Below are 13,792 nucleotides of genomic sequence, written 5' to 3'. Positions count from 1 at the left end.
AGGCGAATCGTTATAGGTATAAAAGATGCGGCAGTTTACCTGATGCATCGCCCCCTGCCCACGCGTTGGGCTTTTTTGGCGCAATCGCCTTCAGCTGCGGCGATCGACGATATACCGGGCCAGATCACGCAAGGGTTCGGCCGCCGCGTCAAACGGTCGCAGCGCGTGCAGGGCCTGATCGCGCAGCTCCAGCGCATAGGCCTTGGCGGCGTCGAGGCCGAGCAGGGCCGGGTAGGTCGGCTTATCCCGGGCAATGTCGGCACCCTGGCGTTTGCCGAGGGTTTCGGTATCGCTTTCGACGTCGAGAATGTCGTCCTGGACCTGGAATGCCAGGCCGATGGCCTGTGCATAAGTCTGCAGGGACTTGAGTTCGTCTTTTTCGGCACGGCCGCTGGCCAGGGCACCGAGCTTGACGCTGACCTCGATCAGCGCGCCGGTCTTGTGCCGGTGCATGTACTCCAGGGCTTTCTGGTCAAGCTTCAGTCCGACCGAGCCGAGGTCGATGGCCTGACCGCCGACCATGCCCGCCGGGCCTGCGGCCAGTGCCAGGGCGCTGACCATTTGCAGGTGGATTTCGGCATCCAACGCGCTCAGGCGCGGGTCGAGCAGGGCGCTGAAGGCCAGGCTCTGCAAGCCGTCGCCGGCGAGGATCGCGCAGGCTTCATCGAATTTCTTGTGGGTGGTGGGCTGGCCGCGACGCAGATCGTCATCGTCCATCGCCGGCAAATCGTCATGCACCAGCGAATAAGCATGGATCAGCTCCACGGCACAGGCTGCGCCGTTGGCTTGCTCGGGTTTGCCGCCCAACGCTTCGCAGGCGGCGTAGCTCAACAGTGGACGCACGCGTTTGCCGCCATTCATCACGCTGTAGCGCATGGCCTCGTACAGCCGCGCCAGCTCGGGGCTCGGGGCAGTGAACAGGGTTTCCAGAGCCGCATTGACGCGGGCCTGGCTGGTTGCCGAGTACGCTGCAATCATTCTGGCTGATCCGCTTCGAAGGGTTCCTCGGCCAGCTCGCCATCACGCTCGAGCAGCACCTGAACCTTTTGCTCGGCCTGGGCCAGCGCCGCCTGGCAATCGCGGGTCAGACCGATGCCTTGCTCGAAAGCGGCCAGCGAGTCCTCCAGCGACAATTCGCCATTCTCCAGACGCTCCACCAGCGTTTGCAGGTCGGCGAGGGACTGTTCGAAATCCAGTGCAGCTTTTTTGCGGGCCATGGCGGCGATTTCCGGTTGACGTTAAACCGGCGCGACACTAGCAGATAGGGGGTTCATGGGCAAATGAGCGGGGTGTTTGACACGCGAAAAGCGGAGCCCTGTGGCGAGGGAGCTTGCTCCCGTTGGGGCGCAAAGCGGCCCTAAATTCATCTGCCAGATTTTTCAGGAATACTGAGGTCAATTGATTGGGCCTGCCTCGCAAGCCAGCGGGAGCAAGCTCCCTCGCCACAAAGTAAGTGGACCTCAAGTGTACTGAGGATTATTCGGCTCACTTTATGAGCCGAATAACATCGCTATTCGGCTCACCGTCCACCCATTACCGTGATTCCCACCGCAATTTCGCAGCCGTCCGATTGTTAAAAAACACCCGAATGGATAACCTTCGAGCCCTATACGACCTGGTAGTCACGGGTCTTTCAGACGAAACGCAGTATTCGCATCTGTAACGTGCCCAGGATCAGGCGCAAGGTTTCGTCATGCATGGCAGGAGGCGTCGCATGCGCTCATTTCTATTGCTGCTGATCGGGCTGGTTTTCGCCCCCGTGATTCTGGCTGCGCCGAATGCCGAGTTATCGGAACCGGTGGGTGGATGGCGTTACAACGGTCTGTTGGACCGTAGCGAAAACCCGCAAGTCGCCTATCCCACTCCACCCATCGACCGGGGTGTGCAGCGCAATCGCACGATGATCGAAGGCCAACTGAAGGCCCTGGGCACCCAGCGCGGGCCGCACACCTTGGCGGTCAACGGCAATCCGCTGAATCTCTATACCGACGAGCAAGGGCGTTTCGCCCGGCCCTATGCATTTGGCGCCGGTTCCAACAGCGTCGAAGTGCGCAGCGCCGAAGGCCAGTCCCTCAAGCGTGTTCAATTCTATGAAGCCAACAACCTGCGCACCCCGGCGCGGATTCGCGTGGTGCTGGGTTGGGATGATCCGAAAGCCGAACTCGACCTGCATATTGTCACGCCCGATGGCCAGCATGCCTTCTGGGCACATTCGGCCTTGACCAATGGCGGCGGCCTCGACCCCGACGGCGTCGATGGCCCGGGTCCGGAAATGTTCACCATGACCGCGCCGCTGCGTGGCACCTATCTGGTTTACGTGAACTATTGGGGCAACTTCGGCAGCGGCGGCTATAACTTCGATGAGTCCGGCAACCAGAACGAGGTGATTACCTCGCAGATCAACCTGGTGCTCAACGAAAACACCGTCGATGAAAAACGCGAGACGTTCATCGTGCCCCTGCGCGCAATCGGCGACCTGCTGCTGGTCAAGACTTTCAACTACTAGGCATCCCCGCTCCACGGATGAACATCGGGTTTTGTGAACATGAGTGATAGCACTGTTACTCCGGCCGCAGGCGCACCAGCGGCCAAACCTTCTCTGCATTGGCCGACGCTGCTGATCGGGATATGCCTGGTCATTGGCGTGGCCGGTGGGCTGGGGTGGTTCATGCACAAGCCCAAGGCCCCGGCGCCTGTGTTGGCCAGTGACAAACTGGGCATGAGCCGCCCGGATGGCTTGCTGGAAACCCACTCCTTGAGCCAGTTACCCAAGGACTTGTTGGCAGTGCCGTTCCTCAAGGAAACCCTGACCGAAGATTTCGTCTTCTATTACGAAACCCACGCCGATCGCCTGGGGTTGATCGGCAGCTTGCGGCGGATCATCTACGAACATGACTTGAAACTGCAGGACACCTTGATCGAGCAACTGTTCGATCAACCGGCGGACGTAGCGTTGTGGCGCGGGGCGGATGGGCGGCTCAAGGATTTCCTGCTGGTGATGGATCGCGGCGGGCTGGCCAAGGTGCTGGAGCCGCTGGTCAAAGTGGCACTGGACGACTCGCAACTGAGCAAGGTTGCGGACCTGAAGGTCGGCACCGACGACGTGGGGCTCTATCAACTCAGTTACAACGCGAGCAAGGCGCTGCTGTTCGCGTCCCATGGCGACAAACTGGTGGTGTTGTCCAATCCGGCGAAACTCTACGATCCGCAAAGTGGCGCAACGGAAGAATCGGGCAGCGTGTCGACCACGGCCATTGCCGCGTTGCTCAATGGCGACAAACTGTTCCCCGAAGCCTTCGGCCTGCCGCCTCGTACGCCGGAGGTGAAACAACGCCTGTCGGTGAATGCCAGCGTGCTGGCCATGGGTTACCAGCGCTTTATTCCGAACTTCGCTGGCCTGCGTTTCGACATGGATGACAAGGGCTGGCACAGCTTCCTGGCCATGGATGAACTGGAGAATCAGCCGGACTTCGATTTCAAACCGATCTGGCAAGCCATGCCCATGGGCGCCAGCGCTTGCGTGGCGTTGCCGCTGGCTGCCGAACAACAGAAACCGCTGCTGGTGAAACTCGGTGCCGAAGATAGCGTGGCACAAGCGTTGACCGAACACATGGCCGGCGCGGCGGGGCTCTGCTGGTACGCTGATTCGCGTCTGTACACGCCGTTGCTGGTGGCCAGTCTGAGCGACGAGGATAGCGGCACGCTCGATGGCGATCTGGGCAAGCTGTTCGGCTCGATGGTCGGCGCCTATGAAAGCAATGTCGCCGGGCACGCATTCCCGGTGGTGGAGAAACAGGAGGGGCAGAGCCATCAGTGGCAGCGGCAAGTCAGTTCCAGTTTCGGCCCGTACAAAGCCAAGGACGCCGAAAATCCGGAGGCGATCAGCGGCAAGGCGTTCATGCGTGTGAGCCTGGCCCGCCACGGTTCAACCTTGCTGTTTTCCCTCGATGACAAACTCGTCGACAAGGCTCTAGGCACCCTCGACAAACGCTTCCCGCCGATGGCCGACGTGGTGCCCAAGGACCTGCTGATGCCGGTCTATTTCGGCCCGGATTCCATGGCGCAACTGATGCAGCAGGAAACCCTCGACAGCCTGCCCCAGGACATGGAACCGGTGTTCTACAACGCCGCGCAAACCTACCTTATCCCGAAGCTGCGCAAGCTCGGCGGCTACGGCAAGTACGCCCTGACCTTGCCCGAAGGCAGTGAGCCCGACGGCCATTGGCAATGGCTGCCGCTGGAGTGGAAAGCCCTGTGACGGCATTGATCCGAAGTCTCGGCCTGCTGGCGTTGTTGTTGAGCGCGGGTGCCCACGCTGTCGAGGCACCATCGCTCGACCCGCAGCAATCCCAGGTGTTTCGCGCCTGGTTCGTGCGTATCGCCCAGGAGCAACTGAGCCAGGGCCCGAGCCCCCGTTGGTATCAGCAAGACTGCGCCGGACTGGTGCGCTTCGCTGCCAATGAAGCGCTGAAAGTCCATGACGACAAATGGCTGCGCAGCAATGGCCTGTCCAATCGTTACCTGCCGCCGGAACTGCAACTGAGCGACGCCCAGCGCAGCCTTGCCCAGCAATGGCAGCAGGGCGGCGGCAAGGTCGGGCCATACGTCAATGCGATCAAGTTGATCCAGTTCAACAGCCATCTGGTCAGCCGCGATGTGTCTCAGGCACGCCCTGGCGACCTGATGTTTTTCGATCAGGGCGACGACCAGCACCTGATGATCTGGATGGGCCGCTACATCGCCTATCACACTGGCACCAGCACACCCACCGACAACGGCATGCGTTCGGCAAGCCTGCAGCAACTCATGACATGGAAGGACACCCGATGGATACCCGACGCAGCCAACCCCAACTTCATCGGCGTCTATCGACTGAATTTTCTTTCCCAATGACCGGTGCCCGCATGCTGCGTTTTCTGTCTCTGATGTTGGTATTGGTGCTGCCGTTCTCGGCGGGTTACGCCGACGATTCGGTCCCGGCCAGCGGCTATGCGCCGGTGGCCGGCGAGAGTTTTTTCCTGCTGGCCGACAGCAGTTTTGCCAGCGATGAACCGGCGATGGTGCGTCTCGAAGCGCCGGGCCGCGACTATCGCCGGTTTCGCATGGAGCCCTACGGCGGCGCCGACATTCGGGTGTATCGCATCGACAGACCGCTGGATTTCCTCAAGCGTCAGAAGAACCTGCATCGAGTGGTCAGCGATGGCCAGTTCAAGGGTGAAGGCCTGTCCAACACCCTCGCTTACCTGTGGGATAACTGGTATCGCAAATCCCGTCGGGTGATGCAGCGGGCGTTTTCCTACGAGTCGCGTAAACAAGTCACCGAGGAAGTGCCGGAACTGAAGATGGGCAATGCGATGGCCGCGCCAACGCCCTACGATGCGCAGCCGCAATTCGCGCTGATACCGGGTTTGCCGGTGGTCAGCCAGTTCCGTTATCCGTTGTGGCAGGCCAAGCCGATCCAGCCACCTGCGGGGGTGAACCTGGCCGGTTCCTCCAGCGAGTTCGTCAGCGTCGCGCCGGGCAACGTGTACATCCCGTTGGGCAATCTCAAACCAGGTCTTTATCTGGTGGAAGCGCTGATCGGCAAGTACCGTGCGACCACCATGGTGTTCGTCTCCAACACCGTGGCGGTGAGCAAGATCGCCGGCGACGAATTGCTGGTGTGGGCCGCGCGCAAACACGAAGGCAGCTCGGTGCCAAAGGTCAATGTGCTGTGGACCGATGGCCTCGGCGTAATGAGCAGCGGCGCTACGGATATCGATGGCTTGCTGCGCTTGAAGCACGTCAGCCCCGAGCGTTCGTTCGTGATCGGCGAGGACGAAGAGGGCGGGGTGTTCGTCTCCGAGAACTTCTACTACGACAGCGAAATCTACGACACCAAACTCTATGCCTTCACCGACCGGCCGCTGTATCGGCCGGGGGATTGGGTGTCGCTGAAAATCGTCGGGCGTGAATTCAAGAACGCGCGGGATTCGGTGCAGCCAAGCGCGGCCGACGTCAATGTAACCGTGCTGGATGCGACCGGTACGGCACTGCAATCCCTCGATCTGAAGCTCGATTCCAAGGCTGGCACCCAAGCCCGATTCCAGTTGCCGGACAACGCCGTGGCCGGTGGATATGAACTGCGTTTCAACTACAAGGATCAGGCCTACAGCAGCGCCTTTCGCGTCGCTGAGTACATCAAGCCGCACTTCGAGATTTCACTCAACCTGGCCAAGCAGGATTACCGTACTGGCGAGCCGGTCAAGGGCAACCTGGTGCTGCTGTACCCGGACGGAAAACCGGTGGCCAATGCGAAGTTGAGCCTGAGCCTGCGTGCCCAACAGCTGTCGATGGTCGACAACGAACTGCAATACCTTGGGCAGTTTCCGGTGGAACTGACCAGCACCGAATTGACCACCGACGCCAAGGGCAATGCGTCCCTCGACCTGCCGGCAGCCGACAAACCGAGTCGCTACATGCTGACCGTGTTTGCCAGCGACGGTGCGGCGTATCGGGTCAAGACCACCAAGGAAATCCTGATTGACCGTGGCGCGGCGAATTTCCGCTTGAGCGCGCCTCGGCGTTTCAGCGCGGTGGGTGACAAGGTTGCCTTCAGCTACACCCGCGAAGGCGAGCAGGTCGACGCCGTTACGCCAGGCAGTTTCAGTTGGGTACGCCTAGAGGACCAGAGCACCGGCGAAGGCAAACTCGCGGCAACCGACAAAGGTTTCACCCTGGCCTTTGACCGGCCGGGCACCTACAACCTGACGCTCAAGGATGATCATGGCCGGGTGGTCGGCGCCACCGGCCATTCGGTTACCGGCGAAGGTGTCAAAGCCGTACCCGGCACCGTGGAAATCGTCCTCGACAAGCCCGAGTACATCGCAGGCGATGAAGCGCTGGCGCTGATCACTTTCCCGGAACCGGTCAGCGATGCCTTGCTGTCGCTGGAGCGGGACAAGGTCGAAGCCACTGCGCTGCTGTCCAAGGGCGGCGACTGGCTGAAGATGGAAAAACTCAGCGATACCCAATATCGCGCGCGCATTCCGGTGAAGGACGGTTTCGCGCCGAACCTGACCTTCTCGGTGCTGTACACCAAGGGTGGCCAATACAGTTTCCAGAACGCCGGCATCAAGGTGGTCACGCCACAGATCGACGTGGCCATCGCCACGGACAAAGAAACCTATCAGCCGGGTGAAACCGTGTCGGTGGACCTGACCACCCAGTTCGCCGGCAAAGCGATTCCCGCGCACCTGACGGTCAGCGTGGTCGATGAAATGGTCTACGCCCTGCAACCGGAAGTGGCGCCGAGCATCGACCAGTTCTTCTATCACCCACGGCGCAACAACGTGCGCACCAGTGCCAGTTTGTCGTTCATCAGTTATGACGTCGCTTTGCCGGGCAGCCCCGGTGCACCGGGCAAAGCCAATCGCAGTGAGCGTGGCGTGAAGGTGCTGGAGCGACCACGTCGCGAGGACGTCGACACGGCGGCGTGGCAACCTGAATTGCTGACCGATGCCAACGGCAAAACCCGCTTCACCTTTAAGATGCCCGACTCCCTGACCCGCTGGCGCATCACCGCCAGGGCCATCGCCGATGGCGGGCAGGTCGGGCAGAAGAAGCAATTCGTGCGCTCGGAAAAACCGCTGTACCTGAAGTGGAGCGGCCCGACCCGATTCCGCGCTGGCGACAAACCGGACCTTGGTGTGTTCGCCTTCAGTCAGGCCGAGAAACCGGTCAAGGCCGAACTGGTGACCCGTTACGCCGGCAACGAACAACGCGTGCCTGTGACCCTGAACAGCGGCATCAACTACATCCCGTTGCCAGAATTTGAACTGGCCAATGGCGAGTGGAGCGCCGAGCTGGTGCAGGATGGCAAAACCGCTGACGCCCTGGCGGTGCGCCTGAGCGCGACCGGTGAAGGCTGGCAGGTGACTCAAACCCAGAGCCTCGATGTGGCTGAGGGCGATACGCCGCTGACGTTGCCGACAGACGCCAGTGATATCCGCCTGCGTCTGGACGACAGTGCGCAAGCGTTGTTCCGTTCTGCCCTCGACGATCTGTTGAGCTACCCCTACGGTGGCGTCGAGCAGACCGCCAGCCGCCTGCTTCCGTTGAGCATCGCTTACCCGACGCTGGCGGCGAATCCGCAGATCCGTGATCGTCTGCGCCTGATCATGCAAAACAGTCGTTTGCGCCTGGTGCAAATGGCCGGCCCTTCGGCGAGCTTCACCTGGTGGGGCATGGACGGCGAGCCCGATGCCTTCCTCACCGCCTACGCCTATTACGCCGACTGGCACGCCAGCCAGGTGCTGGAACTGAGCCTGCCGCCGGAGCATTGGCAGCGGGTGCTGGAGGTCTACGCCAAGCAGGCGAAGAACACGCCGCTGTTGCAGCGGGCGCTGATCCTGTCGTTCGCCAAACAGATGCAGTTGCCGGTCAATACCTTGCTCAGTGGCTTGATGGACGACCTGGCGAAAGCGGGCGAGGGCACTGCCGCGAACCTGATGGAAGACGGCGAAGACAGCCTCGTCATGAGCGATCCGGATTCCGCCTTGGGGCTGGCGGGTGCACGAGTGCTGACGGCATCGCTGGCCAGGCAGGCGAAGGTCGCTTTGCCGGTCCCGTTCAATCGGCAACTGGCCGACGCGCAGCAGCGTCTGGCGGTCAGTTCCCAGCCGTTTGCCGAAGCGTTGAACCTGTCGCTGCAACCCTTCGATCAGGCTCGCGCCCAGGCCTTGCTGCAACGTTTGCTGCCACAGCAATCGACCCTGGAACGTGCATTGTCGCTCACCTGGCTGCAACGCGGCATCGAGCAGGCATCGCCCACCATTGCATTGGCGCCGGGTGAAGGCTGGAAGAAGCAGTATGGGGTTTCTGGTGAGATGTACTGGACGTGGCAGGGGCCTGCGCCAGTGCCGGCGGTATTGACGCTGACCGGCGCGCAAGAGCGTCCACTGCGCGCTGCATTGAGCTACCGCAGTCAGCAGCCGGCGGTCGATCCGATGGCCGTGACCATTACCCGTCGCCTGTCGCGACTGGTGCCGGGGGATGAGGCTTTCACCTTCAAACTCGAAGCGGTCGGCAGCGCGCCGCTGTCCAGCGACAGCCTCTATCTCGATGAAGTGATCATCACCAGCAAAGCCGCCAGACCGTTGCGCTATGGCCTGCTGGAAGTGCCGCTGCCACCGGGTGCCGATGTCGAGCGCACCACCTGGGGCATCAAGCTCATGGGCAAGGCCGGCACCGAACCGACATCGCTGGAGAAGGCGCGTTTCGAGCCGGGGCAAATGGCTTATGCCGTTCCGGTCGATGCCTTGAGTGGCGAATTGCGCCTGCGGCATTTGGTGCGTTTCTCGCAGAAGGGGCAGTTCAACTTGCCGCCGGTGCGTTTCACTCAGGTGTATGCGCCGCAGCATCAGGCGATGGAACAAAAGGCTGCCCTTGGCCAGGTCACGGTTCACTGACGTGCACAGGCGGCTGATCGCTTGGTTGCTGTGTTTGACTCCTGTGCTGGCAATGGCGCAGGACGAACCTTTGCGCCTGGCCTTCAAGGGCGATTTGTTGTCCCTGAGCCGAACGCAGATGACCACCCGCGAGCCGTTGCCGCAGACGTTGCAGGCGCCGCTGGGCAGTGTGTGGAAGTTGTTCGTCTACGCCTGGCTGGTGGACACCGGCGCGCGCGAGCCTGCTTATGAATGCCGCGGACAGTCGAAAGAAGAGGTGTATTGCTGCACGGCGGGCGGCAGGGTCGAGCGTGATCAGGCGTTGGTGAAGTCATGCGGTCTGTATTTCGAACCCGCGCGATTGGGCATCAGCGATGCCGACTGGCGAGCCTATTGGCAGACGCGGCAGGCGCCGCAATGGCTGCTGGATTTGCCTTCGTTGCAACCGGCTACCCGGGTTTCGGTGGCGGAGCTTTTGAAGGTGTTGGCCGTGCTGCCAGCGCAGGATCAAGCCCGACGTGTGTTGCTCGATGTGGTGCTCAATGCCGCCGATGGCCAAGCCGTCGGCGAACTCGGAAGCCGCCTGCGGGTAAAGACCTGGAGCTGGTTGGCGGATCAGGATGCAACATCGCGTCAGGGTGGGTTTGCCGGTTGGACAGCGGACGGCACAGCGGTCTGGGCCGGTGGGCGCGGCACCAGTCAACGGGTTCTTCGAGATTACGCGCAGGCACTCTCTACGGTGATTCCAGTTGCATGGCCTGCGGATGCAGGGCAGTGCGTAGAGGTCGACCTGTTCTCCCGCTATCCACTTCGGGGCGTGCTGTCAGGGGGCACCGCGGTGAATTCCGGGGCGTTGCGGGGTGACTACCGCGTTGAATTCGCCAACGGCAATACGCTGGATATCCACAGCGACGGCGAACTGTTTCTGCTGAACCACAAGCTGGTGGCACGCCTGGATCGCGAAGAGTACGTGGCCCGTGTTCTCCAGCGCGAAGCCAGCGCCGAACCGGTCGAGGCCGCCAAAGCCCTGGCCGTGGCCATCCGCACCTACCTGCTGCAAAACGCCACGCGCAGCGGTGATTGCCTGAGCATCGACGACAGCAGCAGCCGTCAGCGGGTCGCACCGCGTCCGGCGTCGCCCGAGTCGCGCGACATCGCCGCCTGGACCAGCGACCTGGTGCTGGCCGGCAGCACCGTCACCTACCATTCCGATCAACCCGGCCCGGACAAGCTGTCCTGGCAGCAAGCCGTCGAACAGGCCCGTGCCGGCCAGCGCTACGATGCCATCCTGCTGCACGCCTACCCACGCGCCAGTCTCAGTCGCTGGGACAACCCGATCGCGTCCTGCGAAGCGTTGCCCGCCGCACAAGAATGGCTGCAAAAGCAACGGCGCGGCTGGCGCCAGAAACTTGAAAGCGAAACCGGCTACAGCGAAGTCAGCACCTTCGCCGTCTGCCGCCTGGCCTTCGGTCGTCCCTATGTCGACCGCGAACGTCGGCGCATCTACGTGCGTGGCGTGCAGACACTGCAAGACCGCCTCGACCTGACCCACGAATACCTGCACCTGGCCTTCGAAGCACACCCCAATGGCCAGGATGAAACCTACATCGAAGGGCTCGCCCGCCACCTCTTGCTGGAATAGTCCATGAAACTCCGTTATCCACAGGTCTTGCTGTTGCTCTGCTCGCTGGTGGCGTTGCCATCGGTGATGGCGGCTGACAGCGTCAAACTCGACACCCCCGCAGGTGGCTGGCGCACCGGCGCGCCTGAGGGCGAAGGGGAACACTTCCGGCAGACCGTGAACTACCCGGCCTCGTCGGTGAATACCCCGGCAGGGCAGGCCAACACCGCGCGCATCAGCGGGCAGATCAAAGCCACGCCCAAATCCACAGAGCCCGGCCGGTTGATCGTCAACGGAGTGAGCATGCCGCTGAAAATCGACCCGGCCGGCCGCTTCGATCGCCCGTTCTCATTCCCCAACGGCAGCAACAGCGTCGAGGTGCGCAGCCCCGATGGCCAGCAACGTCAGCGCACGCAATTTCTCAACAGCAGCGGCGGTGCGACCCCGGCCAAACTGCGCGTCTTGCTGGCGTGGGACAGCGACAACACCGACCTCGACCTGCACCTGATCACCCCCGACGGCGCGCACATCTGGTACGGCGACCGCGTCGCCCCCAACGGCGCCGCGCTCGACGTCGACGTCACCACCGGCTACGGCCCGGAAATCTTCGCCATGCCCGCACCGATCAAGGGGCAATATCTGGTCTATGTGAACTACTTTGGCGGCGGCTACAGCAGTGATGAAGAGGGGCAGGAAGATGCGGTGCAAGCGCTGACCACGGCCCAGGTGACGGTGATTACCGAGGAAGGCACGCCGAGCGAGAAGATGGAAACCTTCCTGGTGCCGATGCGTGCGGTGGGGGAGTTGACGTTGGTGAAGTCGTTTAGTTATCCGTGAGGGGAAAGTGACAGCAGTGCTGACACTATTTGTTTTTTATTTGTCGCAGCAGTGCTGCGACAAATGCAGGTTCTGGGCGGTTCACTTTCTTTCAGGCATTAAAAAGCCGGCTTGTGGCCGGCTTCTCGGGGACTGGCTTGGATCATTTTTGGTAAACCGCGCCAGCCTTCAAAACGTACACCCGGATCTTGCGTCCGGCTGTGGGACCTGGTGAGAAAGTCATCTGTCAGGCCAGTGCATCTGAGCCGCTGGGCGGTTCGATACGCAAATGTGGGGCGCAGCATACGCAGGTTTGATGGAAATTCCCAGCGGGAAGTGCCGGGCAGAGCCGTTTGGCCACTCGGGTGGGCGGCCGATGGGCGTTCTGGAGTGCTTAAAGAAAGGGCACCGTTGGCCGTCGTTTGTTCAGGGTCGACCACCAGAACACCCAGCCCAGCACCCTGATGTTCTGCTCTTCGATTTGTGCGGCCCTGAAGATTTCATCCGGGTATTCGGCGCGGTTGTGGCTGCGCAGTCGCAGGGAGTTGCCCGGCAGTCGATGCAGGTACTTGATGCGCAGCATGCCGTCATGTTCGATGGCGTAGATCTCGCCATCGACAATCTGGGTCAGGCCACGGTCAATCGCCAGGGTCGAACCGTCTTCAATTTTTTCCCCCATGCTGTTGCCGCTCATCAGGGCGCAGATGGCGTCTGAGTGATTGATTTCCAGGGAATCGAGGTGGCTGCGGGGCAGGCGGATGGATTTCTCGGGGTCTTCTATGACGTGGGTTTTGTTGGAGCCCAAGGCGGTGACAGCTTCCTTGAGGAATGGCAGTTCGACGTCGACAGGCTCGATGACCGTGTAGACACCGCGGATGGTCTGGGCATCGAAGGTGTTGCCAGTTTCGTCGAGCAGGCGCAGGAGCTGGGCATCTTTCGGGCCTTCGCCGGTTTTCAGCCAGTCGCTGCTGACGGAGAGTTTTCGGGCGACTTCTTCCATGCAATGGGCGGGCACACCGCGGGTGTACCAGTTATGTACATTTTGTGGAGCCGTATCCAGGAATTCGGCAAATCCGGTGGTCGTGATGTTCGCTGCTTCGAGGAGCGCTTTAAAGCGTGGGCCGCTAGTGTTCTTTTTCATGAACGTGAGTCTACTGGCGGCTAACAAGGGTTTGAATAAACGCCTCGTTCAAATTTTGCGGGTAATTTACGACCGGATGTAAGACGTTCCTGGGGCGTTTTAAACAAGCAAAAACTATTGGAAGGTCTGTTTAAACGGGGTGTTTGGCGTGCTTATCAAGCGCCCACAAAAAACCCCGGATTACCCGGGGTTTTTCTTGCCGTTTGCAGCTAAAAGCCTGCAGCCGGGCTTAGCCTTTGTAGGCGGCAACCGACTTGGTGATCGCTTCGCGGGCGGCGTCTGCACCGGCCCAGCCTTCGATCTTCACCCATTTGCCTTTTTCGAGATCTTTGTAGTTCGCGAAGAAGTGCTCGATCTGCTGGATCAGCAGTGGTGGCAGGTCGGTGTATTCCTTTACGTCCACGTACAGCTGGGACAGCTTGTCGTGTGGGACTGCGATGACTTTGGCATCGCCGCCGCCGTCGTCGGTCATGTTCAGGATGCCGACCGGACGGGCGCGGATTACCGAACCTGGAGCAACCGGGTAAGGGGTTACGACCAGCACGTCGAGGGGATCACCGTCGTCAGCCAGGGTGTTCGGGATGTAACCGTAGTTGGCCGGGTAGAACATTGGGGTGGCCATGAAACGGTCAACGAACAGGCAATCGCTGTCTTTGTCGATTTCGTATTTGATCGGCGCGTGGTTGGCCGGAATCTCGATCGCGACGTAGATGTCGTTCGGCAGGTCTTTGCCAGCCGGAATCTTGCTGTAGCTCATTGGGCGTTGCCCCCGTTAGTTGACCAAAA

The 13,792-nt window shown here is 61.2% G+C and carries 10 protein-coding genes; 6 read left to right on the top strand and 4 right to left on the bottom strand.

The features are described from left to right. Nucleotides 1-90: 90 nt before the first annotated feature. On the bottom strand, nt 91-978 hold the full coding sequence (locus tag ACMDB8_RS24605; RefSeq protein ID WP_056728917.1) for a polyprenyl synthetase family protein: 888 nt from the start codon (nt 976-978) through the stop codon (nt 91-93). Next, nucleotides 975-1,217, bottom strand: coding sequence for an exodeoxyribonuclease VII small subunit (locus tag ACMDB8_RS24600; RefSeq protein WP_056728915.1), 243 nt, complete (start codon nt 1,215-1,217; stop codon nt 975-977). The genes ACMDB8_RS24605 and ACMDB8_RS24600 overlap by 4 nt, the downstream gene beginning before the upstream one ends. A 497-nt stretch (nt 1,218-1,714) precedes the next feature. On the opposite strand from ACMDB8_RS24600, the gene ACMDB8_RS24595 reads away from it, so the two are divergent. From ACMDB8_RS24595 to ACMDB8_RS24570, 6 genes are read left to right on the top strand one after another with little or no spacing between them, the layout of a single operon-like run. Then, on the top strand, nt 1,715-2,506 hold the full coding sequence (locus ACMDB8_RS24595) for a YfaP family protein (RefSeq protein WP_409078829.1): 792 nt from the start codon (nt 1,715-1,717) through the stop codon (nt 2,504-2,506). A gap of 39 nt (nt 2,507-2,545) precedes the next feature. Next, nucleotides 2,546-4,258 (top strand): DUF2138 domain-containing protein, encoded by a 1,713-nt coding sequence (locus ACMDB8_RS24590; protein ID WP_223542038.1) that lies wholly within the window; start codon nt 2,546-2,548, stop codon nt 4,256-4,258. Then, nucleotides 4,228-4,893 carry a DUF1175 domain-containing protein gene (locus ACMDB8_RS24585; RefSeq protein ID WP_056728909.1) on the top strand — a complete coding sequence of 222 codons (666 nt, stop codon included), beginning with the start codon at nt 4,228-4,230 and terminating at the stop codon, nt 4,891-4,893. Before ACMDB8_RS24590 ends, ACMDB8_RS24585 begins: the two co-directional genes overlap by 31 nt. Beyond that, nucleotides 4,890-9,449: an alpha-2-macroglobulin family protein gene (locus ACMDB8_RS24580; RefSeq protein ID WP_409078828.1), complete on the top strand. Its 4,560-nt coding sequence runs from the start codon at nt 4,890-4,892 to the stop codon at nt 9,447-9,449. The genes ACMDB8_RS24585 and ACMDB8_RS24580 overlap by 4 nt, the downstream gene beginning before the upstream one ends. 52 nt (nt 9,450-9,501) lie before the next feature. Then, entirely contained in the window at nt 9,502-11,070 is a 1,569-nt protein-coding gene (locus ACMDB8_RS24575) for a DUF2300 domain-containing protein (protein WP_409078827.1), read from the top strand. Between the two features lie 3 nt (nt 11,071-11,073). Beyond that, nucleotides 11,074-11,886, top strand: coding sequence for a YfaP family protein (locus tag ACMDB8_RS24570; protein ID WP_056728905.1), 813 nt, complete (start codon nt 11,074-11,076; stop codon nt 11,884-11,886). Between the two features lie 373 nt (nt 11,887-12,259). On the opposite strand, the gene ACMDB8_RS24565 is transcribed toward ACMDB8_RS24570, so the two are convergent. Together ACMDB8_RS24565 and ppa are read right to left on the bottom strand one after the other, a co-directional pair. Beyond that, nucleotides 12,260-13,006 (bottom strand): LexA family transcriptional regulator, encoded by a 747-nt coding sequence (locus ACMDB8_RS24565; protein WP_056728903.1) that lies wholly within the window; start codon nt 13,004-13,006, stop codon nt 12,260-12,262. A gap of 229 nt (nt 13,007-13,235) precedes the next feature. Continuing rightward, nucleotides 13,236-13,763, bottom strand: coding sequence for an inorganic diphosphatase (gene ppa / locus ACMDB8_RS24560; protein ID WP_003205933.1), 528 nt, complete (start codon nt 13,761-13,763; stop codon nt 13,236-13,238). Between the last annotated feature and the right edge of the window lie 29 nt (nt 13,764-13,792).

Source organism: Pseudomonas monachiensis, assembly GCF_047345015.1.
In the GTDB taxonomy this organism is placed as follows: domain Bacteria; phylum Pseudomonadota; class Gammaproteobacteria; order Pseudomonadales; family Pseudomonadaceae; genus Aquipseudomonas; species Aquipseudomonas monachiensis.
Note: the sequence above shows the minus strand (reverse complement) of the source record. Positions and strands in the feature narration are given on the sequence as shown.

Excerpts from the sequence above, each read along its gene's own strand:
- ACMDB8_RS24595 (WP_409078829.1), top strand. The coding sequence starts at position 1,715 with ATGCGCTCATTTCTATTGCTGCTGATCGGGCTGGTTTTCGCCCCCGTG.
- ACMDB8_RS24575 (WP_409078827.1), top strand. The coding sequence starts at position 9,502 with ATGGCGCAGGACGAACCTTTGCGCCTGGCCTTCAAGGGCGATTTGTTG.
- ppa (WP_003205933.1), bottom strand. The coding sequence starts at position 13,763 with ATGAGCTACAGCAAGATTCCGGCTGGCAAAGACCTGCCGAACGACATC.
- ACMDB8_RS24580 (WP_409078828.1), top strand. The coding sequence starts at position 4,890 with ATGACCGGTGCCCGCATGCTGCGTTTTCTGTCTCTGATGTTGGTATTG.
- ACMDB8_RS24605 (WP_056728917.1), bottom strand. The coding sequence starts at position 978 with ATGATTGCAGCGTACTCGGCAACCAGCCAGGCCCGCGTCAATGCGGCT.
- ACMDB8_RS24570 (WP_056728905.1), top strand. The coding sequence starts at position 11,074 with ATGAAACTCCGTTATCCACAGGTCTTGCTGTTGCTCTGCTCGCTGGTG.
- ACMDB8_RS24585 (WP_056728909.1), top strand. The coding sequence starts at position 4,228 with ATGGCTGCCGCTGGAGTGGAAAGCCCTGTGACGGCATTGATCCGAAGT.
- ACMDB8_RS24565 (WP_056728903.1), bottom strand. The coding sequence starts at position 13,006 with ATGAAAAAGAACACTAGCGGCCCACGCTTTAAAGCGCTCCTCGAAGCA.
- ACMDB8_RS24590 (WP_223542038.1), top strand. The coding sequence starts at position 2,546 with ATGAGTGATAGCACTGTTACTCCGGCCGCAGGCGCACCAGCGGCCAAA.
- ACMDB8_RS24600 (WP_056728915.1), bottom strand. The coding sequence starts at position 1,217 with ATGGCCCGCAAAAAAGCTGCACTGGATTTCGAACAGTCCCTCGCCGAC.